Genomic DNA, 13473 nt, shown 5'->3' with positions numbered 1-13473 from the left:
AGGCATGGCTTTACCGCAACTCACGCTTTCAGCCGCACGTCATCTGCATCTTGCCGCCCAAGGGCTTTTGAAAAAGCCCCGTCGTCGCGCCCGACCCGCCGATATTCTTACCACCATCAAGCGCATGTCGCTGCTCCAGATCGACACCATCAATATCGTCGCCCGCAGCCCTTACCTGGTGCTCTTCAGCCGTCTCGGCCCCTATTCGCCCGACTGGCTGGATAACGCCCTGCGTCAGGGAGAGCTGATGGAGTACTGGGCGCACGAGGCGTGTTTCCTGCCGCGCAGCGACTTTGCGCTGGTGCGTCACAGAATGCTCGCGCCCGATAAAATGGGCTGGAAATACCGTCAGGCCTGGATGCAGGAACATGCGGATGAAATAGAAGAGCTTATCGCCCATATTCAGGAGAAAGGCCCTGTCCGTTCCGCCGATTTTGAACATCCCCACAAAGGAACGAGCGGGTGGTGGGAGTGGAAGCCGCATAAACGCCATCTTGAGGGATTGTTTACCGCTGGCAAGGTGATGGTGGTTGAACGGCGTAACTTTCAGCGCGTTTACGATCTCACGCATCGGGTGATGCCGGAGTGGGATGACAGCCGGGATATGCTGACCCAGGCGGCGGCAGAAGCCATAATGCTGGAAAACAGTGCCCGCAGCTTAGGCATTTTCCGCCCCCAGTGGTTGGCCGACTATTACCGCCTGCGTCAGCCCACGCTGGCCCCCTTGCTTGAGCGCTGGCAGGCGCAGCAGCAGGTGGTCCGCGTCGAGGTGGAGACACTGGGGGAGATGTGGCTGCATGCCGATCTGCTGCCGTTGCTTAACGAAGCGCAGGAAGGGAAGCTCACCGCAACCCATAGCGCCGTTCTCTCACCCTTCGATCCGGTGGTCTGGGATCGCAAGCGTGCGGAACAGTTGTTTAACTTCAGCTACCGGCTGGAGTGTTATACCCCGGCGCCGAAACGCCAGTACGGCTATTTCGTTCTGCCGCTGTTGCATAGAGGGCAACTGGTAGGGCGGATGGATGCAAAAATGCACCGCAAAACCGGCGAGTTACAGGTCATCGCCCTTTATCTGGAAGAGGGTATTCGGATAAGCGTCGCGCTGGAGAAAGGGCTCGCCACGGCAATCAGTGATTTTGCGCGCTGGCAGGGGGCAACACGCATCGCGCTGGGCCATCTTCCTGACGGACTTTTTCACACCAGTCGAACTGGCTGGGAAATAGACGCGGTCTGAAAAAGGAATATGGTAAACTTTACCGATTATTGATACGGAGGAACTATGGATCACCGTTTACTGGAAATTATTGCCTGCCCGGTGTGCAACGGCAAACTCTACTACAGCCAGGATAAGCAGGAGCTGATTTGCAAAGTGGATAGCCTTGCCTTCCCTCTGCGCGACGGCATTCCTGTCCTGCTGGAAACCGAAGCCCGCGCCCTGGCGCCTGAAGAGAGCAAACCATGAGTTTTGTTGTCATTATTCCGGCGCGCTTTGCCTCCACGCGTCTGCCGGGTAAACCGCTGGTGGATATCAACGGCAAGCCGATGATCGTGCATGTGCTTGAACGTGCCCGTGAGTCCGGCGCGGAGCGGATCATTGTCGCCACCGATCATGAAGAGGTGGCGCGTGCGGTCGAAGCGGCGGGCGGCGAAGTCTGTATGACCCGCGCCGATCACCAGTCCGGCACTGAGCGTCTGGCCGAAGTGGTGGAAAAATGCGGTTTTAGCGACGACACGGTGATTGTTAACGTCCAGGGCGATGAGCCGATGATCCCGGCGGTCATTATTCGTCAGGTGGCGGAAAATCTGGCCCAGCGTCAGGTGGGTATGGCGACCCTGGCCGTGCCGGTTCATAGCGCTGAAGAGGCATTCAACCCGAATGCAGTGAAGGTGGTACTGGACGCCGAAGGCTATGCGCTCTATTTCTCCCGCGCCACCATCCCCTGGGATCGCGATCGCTTTGCCGAATCCCGGGATAGCATTGGTGACAGCATCCTGCGTCATCTGGGGATTTATGGCTATCGTGCAGGCTTTATCCGCCGTTACGTCAACTGGCAGCCGAGCCCGCTGGAGAACATCGAAATGCTCGAACAGCTGCGCGTGCTGTGGTACGGCGAAAAGATCCATGTCGCCGTCGCGCATGAGGTCCCGGGCACAGGCGTCGATACGCCAGACGATCTGGCCCGCGTTCGCGCTGAACTTCGCTAATCCCCGTCATCCCCTCTTTTGAGGGGATTTTTTTGTCTCAATTTTCTGAATTTCTGCTACAGAATCTTCTCATGAGGGTGACATCCGCCTGCCAGACGCTCATTATAAAAGCAGTAGTCTTAATGGGGGTAATCTCAAATGGAACAGCTGCGAGCCGAACTCAGCCATCTGCTGGGTGAAAAACTGAGCCGTCTGGAATGTGTGCATGAAAAGGCGGATACCACGCTATGGTCGCTGTACGACAGCCAGGGAAACCCCATGCCGTTACTGGCGCGAAGCTTCTCTTCACCGGATGTGGCCCGACAGCTGGCGTGGAAAATCTCCATGCTGGCCCGCAGCGGCACGGTAAGAATGCCGACCGTTTATGGCGTGATGACCCACGAAGAACATCCGGGCCCGGATGTCCTGCTGATTGAGCGTCTGCGCGGTGTCCCGGTGGAAGCGCCAGCCCGCACGCCTGAACGCTGGGAGCAGCTAAAAGATCAGATAGTTGAAGCGCTGCTGGCCTGGCACCGGCTGGACAGCGGAGGGCTGGTCGGCTCGGTGGACAGCACCCAGGAAAATCTCTGGCCCCTCTGGTACCGCCAGCGGGTCGAGGTGCTGTGGGGGACGCTAAACCAGTATCACAACACCGGCCTGACCATGCAGGATAAACGGATCCTGTTTCGTACCCGCGAGTGCCTGCCCACCCTGTTTGAAGGATTCAATGACAACAGCGTGCTGATCCACGGTAATTTTACGCTGCGCAGTATGCTCAAAGATCCCCGCAGCGATCAGCTGCTGGCGATGGTCGGGCCCGGCGTGATGCTGTGGGCCCCCCGGGAGTATGAACTGTTTCGCCTGAGCGAGAGCGGGCAGGCGGAGGATTTACTCTGGCATTACCTGCGGCGCGCGCCGGTCTCAGAGTCGTTCCTCTGGCGGCGCTGGCTCTATACGCTGTGGGACGAAGTGGCGCAGCTGGTGAATACCGGGCATTTTAGCCGCGCCAACTTCGATCTGGCCTCGAAATCACTGCTCCCCTGGCTCGCCTGACAGGCCCTTCAGCCACTGCCAGACGCGCCCAAGCGTTTCATAGCCCACGCGATCGCTGTGCATCAGCCATACCGGGGACGGAATGATCCGTTCCCAGGGGTTAAGCGGGGCGCTAATCGCCAGCTGGTTCGCGGGCGCGGGCAGGGGATGCAGACCCTGGCGTTCAAAGAAGATCATCGCCCGCGGCAGATGGGAGGCTGAGGTCACCAGCAGGAAGGGCGCATCGCCTATCGCCTGCTTCACCGCGGCGGCTTCCTCTTCGGTATCCTTTGGACTGTCGAGAGTGATGATCGCCTCGCGCGGCACGCCCAGCGACTGCGCCACGCGCGCGCCCGCTTCGGCGGTGCTCACCGGATTGCTTTGTGCTGCCGCCCCGGTGAAGATCATCTTCGACCCGGGATTTGCCAGCCACAGCCGCATGCCTTCATTGAGGCGCGGCAGGCTGTTATTGATCAGATTGGAGCTGGGAGCCCATTGTGGATCCCAGGTGTAGCCCCCGCCGAGCACCACGATGTACTTAACCTTCTCATTTCCCTGCCAGGTGGGGTATTTGTCTTCGACCGGGCGTAACAGCCCATCCGCGACCGGCTGCAGGCTCAGCAGCGTCAGCGCCAGCCAGCCTGCCGTAACCAAAATTTTGCCGCTTTTCTGATGGCGGCTGAACCATAGCAACCCCAGCCCCAGTGCGATACACAGCAGAAGAAGAGGGAGGGGAAGCATCATGCCGCCAATATATTTTTTTAGGGTGAAAAGCATCCTTTCTGGCTCCTTTTTTAACCATATAGCTGATGATTGTCAGCGATATTACACCAGAGAGGTTCATTCTCCGCCCGGCTGTGACAAAATAGCGGTTTTGTTGTGAGTGGGTGGAGCTCTCCCAATGCGGGATCGCAATTTTGATGACATCGCGGAAAAGTTTGCCCGCAATATTTACGGCACGACTAAAGGCCGTCTGCGGCAGACGATCCTCTGGCAGGATCTGGACATCCTGCTGGATGGGTTTGGCGACAAGAAACTGCGTGTCCTCGACGCTGGCGGCGGTGAAGGCCAGACGGCGATAAAAATGGCTGAGCGTGGGCACCACGTTATCCTCTGCGATCTCTCCGCTGAAATGATCGCCCGCGCTGAACAGGCCGCGGTGGAGAAAGGTGTGAGCGATAACATGCAATTTATACATTGTGCCGCTCAGGAGATTGCTCAACATTTGGAAAGCCCGGTTGATCTGATATTGTCTCATGCGGTGCTGGAATGGGTAGCCGAACCCCAGGCGCTGCTGAAGACGCTCTGGTCGATACTGCGCCCCGGCGGCGCGCTGTCGCTGATGTTTTACAACGCTAACGGCCTGTTAATGCGTAATGTGCTGGTGGGTAATTTCGGTTATGTACAGCAGGGTATGTACAAGAAGAAACGCCGTACGCTGTCACCGGACTTTCCGCGCGACCCGCAGCAGGTTTATGGCTGGCTGGAAACTTCCGGCTGGCAGATTACCGGGAAAACCGGCATCAGGGTGTTTCATGATTATCTGCGTGATAAACAGAAGCAGCATGAGTGCTTTGACGCCCTGACAGAATTAGAGACGCGGTACTGTCGCCAGGAGCCTTATATTAGCCTTGGCCGCTACATTCACGTCACCGCGCGCAAGCCGCAGAGCAAGGATAACTTATGAGTGAATTTTCCCAGACAGTCCCCGAACTGGTTGCCTGGGCCCGAAAAAACGATTTCTCCCTCTCGCTGCCGGTAGACAGACTCTCTTTTCTGCTGGCGGTCGCCACGCTGAACAGCGAACGGCTGGATGGAGAAATGAGCGAGGGCGAACTGGTGGATGCGTTCCGCCATGTCAGTGATGCGTTTGAGCAAACCAGCGAAACCATTAATGTGCGTGCCAATAACGCGATTAACGATATGGTGCGTCAACGTCTGCTGAACCGCTTTACCAGCGAGCTGGCAGAAGGGAATGCCATCTATCGTCTGACGCCACTGGGCATCGGCATTACCGACTATTACATTCGCCAGCGCGAATTCTCGACCCTGCGCCTCTCGATGCAGCTCTCCATTGTGGCGGGCGAACTGAAGCGTGCAGCCGATGCCGCAGATGAGGGCGGTGACGAGTTCCACTGGCACCGTAACGTCTATGCGCCGCTGAAATATTCAGTAGCCGAGATTTTCGACAGCATCGATTTGACGCAGCGCATCATGGATGAGCAGCAGCAGCTGGTGAAGGACGACATCGCCCAGCTGCTGAACAAAGACTGGCGGGCGGCAATCTCCAGCTGTGAAATGCTGCTGTCAGAAACCTCCGGCACCCTGCGTGAACTGCAGGATACGCTGGAGGCTGCGGGCGACAAGCTGCAGGCCAACCTGCTGCGCATTCAGGATGCCACCCTGGCCCAGGACAATCTGCATTTTGTCGATCGCCTGGTCTTCGATCTGCAGAGCAAGCTGGACCGTATTATCAGCTGGGGCCAGCAGGCGATTGACCTGTGGATCGGCTATGACCGCCACGTGCATAAATTTATCCGAACCGCTATCGATATGGATAAAAACCGCGTGTTTGCCCAGCGTCTGCGCCAGTCGGTACAGACCTATTTCGATGCGCCGTGGGCGCTGACCTACGCCAGCGCTGACCGCCTGCTCGATATGCGTGACGAAGAGATGAGCCTGCGCGACGAAGAGGTCACCGGCGAGCTGCCAGCCGATCTGGAATATGAAGAGTTTAACGAAATACGGGAACAGCTTGCCGCGATGATCGAGGAGCAGCTGGCGATCTTCAAAACCAAAAACAAACCACTCGATCTCGGTCTGGTGGTGCGCGACTACCTCGCACAATACCCGCGTGCCCGCCATTTCGATATCGCCCGCATCGTGGTCGATCAGGCGGTACGCCTGGGCGTCGCGCAAGCAGATTTCACCGGCCTGCCGCCGAAGTGGCAGCCGATCAACGATTACGGAGCCAAGGTACAGGCGCATGTCATTGACAAATATTGAACACGTGATGCCAGTTAAGCTGGCCCAGGCGCTGGCAAATCCGATCTTTCCGGCGCTGGACAGCCAGCTGCGTGCCGGTCGTCACATTGGTCTCGACGAGCTGGATAATCACGCTTTTTTAATGGATTTTCAGGAGTACCTGGAAGAGTTTTACGCCCGCTATAACGTGGAGCTGATCCGCGCGCCGGAGGGGTTCTTCTATCTGCGCCCGCGCTCCACCACGCTTATCCCGCGCTCGGTGCTCTCCGAGCTGGACATGATGGTCGGCAAAATTCTCTGCTATCTCTACCTCAGCCCGGAGCGTCTGGCGAACGAAGGCATCTTCACCCAGCAGGAGCTCTATGACGAGCTGATGACCCTGGCGGACGAAGGCAAGCTGCTGAAGCTGGTAAACAACCGCTCCACCGGCTCGGACGTGGACCGTCAGAAGTTACAGGAAAAAGTGCGCTCCTCCCTGAACCGTCTGCGCCGTCTGGGGATGGTGTGGTTTATGGGCCATGACAGCAGCAAATTCCGCATCACTGAATCTGTGTTCCGCTTCGGTGCCGACGTGCGCGTGGGCGATGACGCCCGCGAAGCGCAGCTGCGCATGATCCGTGATGGCGAAGCGATGCCGGTGGAAAACCATCTGCAGCTCAATGACGAGCATGAAGACAATCAGCCGGATAGCGGGGAGGAAGAATAATGATTGAACGCGGTAAATTTCGCTCACTGACGCTGGTTAACTGGAACGGTTTCTTTGCCCGCACCTTTGATCTCGATGAGCTGGTGACCACGCTCTCGGGCGGTAACGGGGCAGGGAAATCCACCACCATGGCGGCCTTCGTCACGGCGCTGATCCCGGACTTAACCCTGCTGCACTTCCGTAACACCACCGAAGCTGGCGCGACCAGCGGTTCCCGCGATAAGGGTCTGCACGGTAAGCTGAAGGCGGGTGTCTGTTACTCCGTGCTGGACGTGATCAACTCCCGCCATCAGCGCGTGGTGGTTGGCGTCCGCTTGCAGCAGGTCGCCGGTCGCGACCGTAAAGTGGATATCAAACCGTTCGCCATTCAGGGGCTGCCAACCTCCGTTCAGCCCACCGCGCTATTGACGGAAACCCTGAACGAACGCCAGGCGCGCGTACTGACGCTGCAGGAGCTGAAAGACAAGCTGGAAGCCATCGAAGGCGTGCAGTTTAAGCAGTTCAACTCCATCACCGAATACCACTCGCTGATGTTCGATCTGGGCATCGTCGCCCGTCGTCTGCGCTCTGCCTCGGACCGCAGTAAATATTATCGTCTGATCGAAGCCTCGCTCTACGGCGGGATCTCCAGCGCCATTACCCGCTCCCTGCGTGATTACCTGTTACCGGAAAACAGCGGTGTGCGTAAGGCGTTCCAGGACATGGAAGCGGCGCTGCGTGAAAACCGTATGACGCTGGAAGCCATTCGCGTCACGCAGTCTGACCGTGACCTGTTCAAGCACCTGATCAGCGAAGCCACCAACTATGTGGCGGCGGACTACATGCGCCACGCCAACGAGCGCCGCATTCATCTCGATCAGGCTCTCGAGTATCGCCGTGAGCTCTTCACCTCCCGCCAGCAGCTGGCCTCTGAGCAGTACAAGCACGTCGAGATGGCCCGCGAGCTGTCCGAGCATAACGGGGCAGAAGGGGATCTGGAGGCCGACTATCAGGCCGCCAGCGATCACCTGAACCTGGTGCAGACCGCGCTGCGTCAGCAGGAAAAAATCGAGCGCTACGAAGCGGATCTCGATGAACTGCAAATTCGTCTGGAAGAGCAGAACGAAGTGGTGGCGGAAGCTGCCGACAAGCAGGAAGAGAACGAAGCCCGGGCCGAAGCCGCCGAGCTGGAAGTGGATGAGCTGAAAAGCCAGCTTGCTGACTATCAGCAGGCGCTCGACGTCCAGCAAACCCGCGCCATTCAGTACAATCAGGCGTTGCAGGCGCTGGAACGTGCAAAAGCGCTTTGCCACCTGCCGGACCTGACGCCAGAGAGCGCGGATCAGTGGCTGGAGACTTTCCAGACCAAAGAGCAGGAAGCTACAGAAAAACTGCTGAATCTCGAGCAGAAAATGAGCGTGGCGCAAACTGCGCACAGCCAGTTTGAACAGGCATACCAGCTGGTGGCCGCGATTAACGGCCCGCTGGCGCGCGCCGAAGCGTGGGAAGTGGCCCGCGAGCTGCTGCGTGATGGCGTTAACCAGCGCCACCTGGCGGAACAGGTTCAGCCGCTGCGTATGCGCCTGAACGAGCTGGAGCAGCGCCTGCGTGAACAGCAGGAGGCGGAACGCCTGCTGGCTGAGTTCTGCAAGCGTCAGGGTAAACGGGTCGATATTGACGATCTGGAAAGCCTGCATCAGGAGCTGGAAGCCCGTATCGCGTCGCTGTCCGACAGCGTATCCAGTGCCAGCGAACAGCGTATGGCGCTGCGTCAGGAGATGGAGCAGCTACAGTCGCGTATTCAGACGCTGATGCAGCGCGCCCCAGTCTGGCTGGCCGCCCAGAGCAGCCTCAGCCAGCTCAGCGAGCAGTGTGGCGAAACCTTCGAATCCAGCCAGGAGGTCACGGAGTATCTGCAGCAGCTGCTGGAGCGTGAACGCGAAGCAATTGTTGAACGTGACGAAGTGGGTGCGCGTAAGCGCGCCGTCGACGACGAAATCGAACGTTTAAGCCAGCCGGGTGGTGCGGAAGATGCCCGTCTGAACACCCTTGCAGAGCGTTTTGGCGGCGTGCTGCTGTCAGAGATTTATGACGACGTCAGCCTGGAAGATGCCCCGTACTACTCGGCGCTGTATGGTCCATCCCGCCACGCGATTGTGGTGCCGGATCTGTCGCTGATCGCGGACCAGCTCGAAGGGCTGGAAGATTGCCCGGAAGATCTCTATCTGATCGAAGGGGATCCGCAGTCGTTCGATGACAGCGTCTTTGGCGTCGACGAGCTGGAAAAAGCGGTGGTGGTGAAAATCGCCGATCGCCAGTGGCGCTATTCGCGCTTCCCGGCGCTGCCGCTGTTTGGCCGCGCGGCCCGTGAAAGCCGTATTGAGAGCCTGCATACCGAGCGTGAAGCGCTATCAGAACGTTTTGCGACGCTCTCGTTCGACGTGCAAAAAACCCAGCGTCTGCACCAGGCGTTCAGCCGCTTTATCGGTAGCCATCTGGCCGTGGCCTTTGAGGCCGATCCGGAAGCCGAGATCCGCAAGTTCACCACCCGTCGTACCGAGCTTGAACGCGCGATTTCAGCCCACGAAAATGATAACCAGCAGAGCCGCCTCCAGTTCGAGCAGGCTAAAGAGGGCGTCGCTGCCCTTAACCGCATTCTGCCGCGCCTGAACCTGCTGGCAGATGACACCCTCGCCGATCGGGTGGATGAGATCCAGGAGCGTCTCGACGAAGCGCAGGAAGCCGCGCGCTTTGTCCAGCAGTACGGCAATCAGCTGGCGAAGCTGGAGCCGATGGTCTCAGTGCTGCAGAGCGACCCGGAACAGTTCGAACAGCTGAAAGAAGATTATGCCTGGTCCCAGCAGGTCCAGCGCGAAGCGCGTCAGCAGGCGTTTGCCCTGACCGAAGTTTCCCAGCGCCGGGCGCACTTCAGCTACTCCGACTCGGCGGAGATGCTGAACGGCAACAGCGACCTGAACGAGAAGCTGCGCCAGCGTCTGGAGCAGGCGGAAATGGAGCGTACCCGCGCCCGTGAGGCGATGCGTAGCCATGCCGCGCAGCTGAACCAGTACAATCAGGTGCTGGCGTCGCTGAAAAGCTCGTTTGATACCAAGAAAGAGCTGCTGACCGACCTGCATAAAGAGCTGCAGGATATCGGCGTGCGGGCCGACAGCGGGGCGGAGGAGCGGGCGCGCATTCGTCGCGACGAACTCCATGCCCAGCTCAGCAATAACCGCGCCCGCCGCAACCAGCTGGAAAAAGCGCTCACCTTCTGTGAAGCGGAGATGGACAACCTGACCCGCCGTCTGCGCAAGCTGGAACGTGACTACCACGAGAAGCGCGAGCAGGTGGTGACCGCCAAAGCGGGCTGGTGCGCCGTGATGCGAATGGTGAAAGACAATGGTGTTGAACGCCGTCTGCACCGCCGCGAGCTGGCCTATCTCTCCGGCGATGAGCTGCGTTCTATGTCGGATAAGGCGCTGGGTGCGCTGCGTCTGGCGGTGGCGGATAACGAACACCTGCGCGATGTGCTGCGCATGTCGGAAGATCCGAAGCGCCCTGAGCGCAAAATTCAGTTCTTCGTGGCGGTCTATCAGCACCTGCGCGAGCGTATTCGCCAGGATATTATTCGCACCGATGACCCGGTTGAAGCCATTGAACAGATGGAGATTGAACTGGGCCGTCTGACGGAAGAGCTGACCTCACGTGAGCAGAAGCTGGCGATCAGCTCCCGCAGCGTGGCCAATATCATCCGTAAGACGATCCAGCGCGAGCAGAACCGTATTCGTCAGTTGAACCAGGGGCTGCAGAGCGTCTCCTTCGGTCAGGTTAACAGCGTGCGGCTGAACGTCAACGTGCGTGAAGCCCACGCCACGCTGCTTGACGTGCTGGCCGAGCAGCACGAGCAGCATCAGGATCTGTTCAACAGCAACCGCCTGACCTTCTCCGAAGCGCTGGCGAAGCTGTATCAGCGTCTGAACCCGCAGATCGACATGGGCCAGCGCACGCCGCAGACCATCGGTGAGGAGCTGCTGGACTACCGTAACTATCTCGAGATGGAAGTGGAAGTTAACCGTGGTTCTGACGGCTGGCTGCGCGCGGAATCGGGCGCCCTGTCGACCGGGGAAGCGATCGGTACCGGGATGTCGATTCTGGTGATGGTGGTCCAGAGCTGGGAAGATGAATCCCGCCGTCTGCGCGGCAAGGATATCTCTCCATGCCGCCTGCTGTTCCTTGATGAGGCGGCGCGTCTGGATGCCCGTTCGATCGCCACGCTGTTTGAGCTGTGCGATCGTCTGGATATGCAGCTGATTATCGCGGCGCCGGAAAATATCAGTCCGGAGAAAGGCACCACCTATAAACTGGTGCGTAAGGTCTATCAGAACAGCGAGCATGTCCACGTTGTGGGTCTGCGCGGCTTTGCCCCGCAGCCGCCTGAGTCCTTGCCCGGAACGGCTGACGCCTCCTGAGGAATCTGAAAATTAGCGATGGCGGCCCCCGGGCCGCCTTTTTTTATTCCTTGAGCTTGTACTGGCGGCTGCGTTAACTTTAAACTTCTTTACATAAGGTAAGGCTGGTGCCGGTCTGCCTTTCTATAATGAAGTGAAGCCCCGGTGATGAGGGCGTGACGTATAGCAAACAGGGGGCAAGGGATGTTGCTGAATAATATGTATGGTCGTCAGCTGTCGGCACTCAGTTTGTGTTTGACGGTGTTAGTTGCTCCGCTGTTTAGTGCGCGGGCGGATGAGCCCGAGCTGGTTCCTGTCGATAGCTCCGCCACGGTGGGCGCGCAACCGACTGCGCTGTCCCAGCCGCTTGAACAATCGCCTGCCACCGCCATAATGGCCGGTATCCGGCCGCTGCCTGCGGATATCAATGCAGAGCAACGCCGTCAGGAATTGCTTGCGGCGCTGCCTGCCGGCTACACCCCGGCCTATCTCAATCAACTTACGCTGCTGTATGCCGCGCGTGACATGAAGCCGATGTGGGACGATCGTGAAGCCGTGCGCGCGTTCCAGCAGCAGCTGGCTGAAGTCGCCATCGCCGGATTTCAGCCGCAGTTTACTGCCTGGGTCGAGTTGCTGACCCAGCCTGCCGTCACCGGAATGGCGCGTGACGTGGTGCTATCGGATGCGATGATGGGCTATCTGCAGTTTGTGGCGGGGATCCCGGTCAACGGCAACCGCTGGCTCTACAGCAATAAGCCTTACAAGCTGGCGACACCGCCGCTGTCGGTGATTAACCAGTGGCAGCTGGCGCTGGATAACGGCACGGTGCCGCACTTCATTGCCGGGCTGGCCCCGACGCATCCGCAATATGCTGTGATGCACCAGTCGCTGCTGGAGCTGGTGGCTGACACGCAGCCCTGGCCCCAGATCCAGAGTACCGCTAAGCTGAGCCCGGGGCAGTGGAGCAGCGACGTACCCGCGTTGCGAGAAATCCTCAAACGTTCCGGCGTGATTGACGGCGGGCCGAAAATTGCCCTGCCGGGTGACGATCCGCAAAGCGTGGTCGTCAGTCCATCGGCTCCGTCTGTCGAAAAGAAGAAGTCTGTTTCCAGCAAGCCGGCCTCCTATGACCGCAGCCTGGTTGAAGCGGTAAAAGCCTTCCAGACCAGCCAGGGGCTGGGCGCTGATGGCGTTATCGGCCAGGCGACGCGTGAGGCGCTAAACATGACTCCTGCGCAGCGTGCCGGGGTGCTGGCGTTGAATATCCAGCGCCTGCGTTTGTTGCCCGGAACACTCTCGACGGGCATCATGGTGAATATCCCGGCCTTTTCGCTGGTCTATTACCAGAATGGCAGCGAAGTGCTGGCCTCCCGCGTGATTGTGGGCCGCCCGGATCGTAAAACGCCGATGATGAGTAGCGCGCTGAATAATGTGGTGGTTAACCCGCCGTGGAATGTGCCGCCGACGCTGGCGCGCAAAGATATTTTGCCGAAGGTGTGGAATGACCCGGGTTATCTTGAACGCCATAACTATACCGTGCTGCGCGGCTGGAACAGTAAAGAGGCGATAGATCCGTGGCAAGTCGACTGGGCGACCATCACGCCGGCGAATTTACCCTTCCGTTTCCAGCAGGCACCGGGTGCACACAACTCGCTGGGTCGGTATAAATTCAATATGCCAAGCTCGGATGCCATCTATCTGCACGATACGCCGAACCACAACCTGTTCCAGAAAGATGCGCGTGCGCTCAGCTCCGGTTGTGTGCGCGTCAATAAAGCGTCAGAACTGGCAAATATGTTGTTACAGGATGCAGGCTGGAACGACACACGTATCTCGGATGCGCTGAAGCAGGGTGACACGCGATATGTGAATATCCGCCAGAATATTCCGGTTAATCTGTACTATCTTACCGCCTTCGTCGGCAAAGACGGTCGAACGCAGTACCGTACAGATATTTACAATTATGATGAGACTGCCCGGTCCAACACACAAATTCTGCCCAAAGCAGAGCAATTGATCAGATAAATGAAGAAGTTCGGAAAATTCCGGTAGTCTAAGTGGGAAAATAAACGGGGTCTTGCGGTTGCAAGCCCCGTCTTTCCTGGGTTGTGGTGCCTTGACGATGACAGGTTTGCCCGG

General features: G+C 58.6%; 10 protein-coding genes. 9 read left to right on the top strand and 1 reads right to left on the bottom strand.

The genetic code is table 11. The annotated features are described in order from the left end of the window. The first annotated feature begins 4 nt into the window (after window positions 1-4). The 4 genes from ACOKCT_RS01850 to ACOKCT_RS01835 all read left to right on the top strand — a co-directional run bounded on the left by ACOKCT_RS01850 (window position 5) and on the right by ACOKCT_RS01835 (window position 3237). Window positions 5-1234: a winged helix-turn-helix domain-containing protein gene (locus tag ACOKCT_RS01850; protein WP_420193103.1), complete on the top strand. Its 1230-nt coding sequence runs from the start codon at window positions 5-7 to the stop codon at window positions 1232-1234. Window positions 1235-1279: 45 nt separating this feature from the next. Continuing rightward, complete coding sequence (ycaR, locus tag ACOKCT_RS01845; RefSeq protein WP_103178926.1) at window positions 1280-1462, top strand: protein YcaR; 183 nt, start codon at window positions 1280-1282, stop codon at window positions 1460-1462. Further along, entirely contained in the window at window positions 1459-2205 is a 747-nt protein-coding gene (gene kdsB, locus ACOKCT_RS01840; protein ID WP_420193102.1) for a 3-deoxy-manno-octulosonate cytidylyltransferase, read from the top strand. Before ycaR ends, kdsB begins: the two co-directional genes overlap by 4 nt. 138 nt (window positions 2206-2343) lie before the next feature. Further along, window positions 2344-3237 carry a YcbJ family phosphotransferase gene (locus ACOKCT_RS01835; RefSeq protein ID WP_103178928.1) on the top strand — a complete coding sequence of 298 codons (894 nt, stop codon included), beginning with the start codon at window positions 2344-2346 and terminating at the stop codon, window positions 3235-3237. On the opposite strand, the gene elyC is transcribed toward ACOKCT_RS01835, so the two are convergent. Then, window positions 3214-3993: an envelope biogenesis factor ElyC gene (gene elyC, locus ACOKCT_RS01830; protein WP_114315443.1), complete on the bottom strand. Its 780-nt coding sequence runs from the start codon at window positions 3991-3993 to the stop codon at window positions 3214-3216. The genes ACOKCT_RS01835 and elyC overlap by 24 nt on opposite strands. Before the next feature lie 124 nt (window positions 3994-4117). Here elyC and cmoM point away from each other — a divergent pair, with 124 nt between their 5' ends. The 5 genes from cmoM (at window position 4118) to ldtD (ending at window position 13359) form a co-directional block, all read left to right on the top strand. Then, window positions 4118-4903 (top strand): tRNA uridine 5-oxyacetic acid(34) methyltransferase CmoM, encoded by a 786-nt coding sequence (cmoM, locus tag ACOKCT_RS01825; protein ID WP_103178930.1) that lies wholly within the window; start codon window positions 4118-4120, stop codon window positions 4901-4903. Next, on the top strand, window positions 4900-6222 hold the full coding sequence (gene mukF, locus ACOKCT_RS01820) for a chromosome partition protein MukF (protein ID WP_103178931.1): 1323 nt from the start codon (window positions 4900-4902) through the stop codon (window positions 6220-6222). Before cmoM ends, mukF begins: the two co-directional genes overlap by 4 nt. Continuing rightward, window positions 6203-6907, top strand: coding sequence for a chromosome partition protein MukE (mukE, locus tag ACOKCT_RS01815; protein ID WP_103178932.1), 705 nt, complete (start codon window positions 6203-6205; stop codon window positions 6905-6907). Before mukF ends, mukE begins: the two co-directional genes overlap by 20 nt. After that, window positions 6907-11355, top strand: a complete 4449-nt coding sequence (gene mukB / locus ACOKCT_RS01810; RefSeq protein WP_420193101.1) for a chromosome partition protein MukB — start codon at window positions 6907-6909, stop codon at window positions 11353-11355. The genes mukE and mukB overlap by 1 nt, the downstream gene beginning before the upstream one ends. Before the next feature lie 183 nt (window positions 11356-11538). Continuing rightward, the gene (gene ldtD, locus ACOKCT_RS01805; RefSeq protein ID WP_156654215.1) at window positions 11539-13359 is read left to right on the top strand and encodes a L,D-transpeptidase; all 1821 of its coding nucleotides are present in this window, start codon (window positions 11539-11541) and stop codon (window positions 13357-13359) included. Window positions 13360-13473 lie beyond the last annotated feature (114 nt).

It is taken from the genome of Leclercia sp. M-A074-M (assembly GCF_965195605.1).
In the GTDB taxonomy this organism is placed as follows: Bacteria; Pseudomonadota; Gammaproteobacteria; order Enterobacterales; family Enterobacteriaceae; genus Enterobacter.
Note: the sequence above shows the minus strand (reverse complement) of the source record. Positions and strands in the feature narration are given on the sequence as shown.

What these genes read in the sequence shown, in the direction of transcription:
- ACOKCT_RS01850 (WP_420193103.1), top strand. Translation starts at nt 5, where the DNA reads ATGGCTTTACCGCAACTCACGCTTTCAGCCGCACGTCATCTGCATCTT.
- ycaR (WP_103178926.1), top strand. Translation starts at nt 1,280, where the DNA reads ATGGATCACCGTTTACTGGAAATTATTGCCTGCCCGGTGTGCAACGGC.
- kdsB (WP_420193102.1), top strand. Translation starts at nt 1,459, where the DNA reads ATGAGTTTTGTTGTCATTATTCCGGCGCGCTTTGCCTCCACGCGTCTG.
- ACOKCT_RS01835 (WP_103178928.1), top strand. Translation starts at nt 2,344, where the DNA reads ATGGAACAGCTGCGAGCCGAACTCAGCCATCTGCTGGGTGAAAAACTG.
- elyC (WP_114315443.1), bottom strand. Translation starts at nt 3,993, where the DNA reads ATGCTTTTCACCCTAAAAAAATATATTGGCGGCATGATGCTTCCCCTC.
- cmoM (WP_103178930.1), top strand. Translation starts at nt 4,118, where the DNA reads ATGCGGGATCGCAATTTTGATGACATCGCGGAAAAGTTTGCCCGCAAT.
- mukF (WP_103178931.1), top strand. Translation starts at nt 4,900, where the DNA reads ATGAGTGAATTTTCCCAGACAGTCCCCGAACTGGTTGCCTGGGCCCGA.
- mukE (WP_103178932.1), top strand. Translation starts at nt 6,203, where the DNA reads ATGTCATTGACAAATATTGAACACGTGATGCCAGTTAAGCTGGCCCAG.
- mukB (WP_420193101.1), top strand. Translation starts at nt 6,907, where the DNA reads ATGATTGAACGCGGTAAATTTCGCTCACTGACGCTGGTTAACTGGAAC.
- ldtD (WP_156654215.1), top strand. Translation starts at nt 11,539, where the DNA reads ATGTTGCTGAATAATATGTATGGTCGTCAGCTGTCGGCACTCAGTTTG.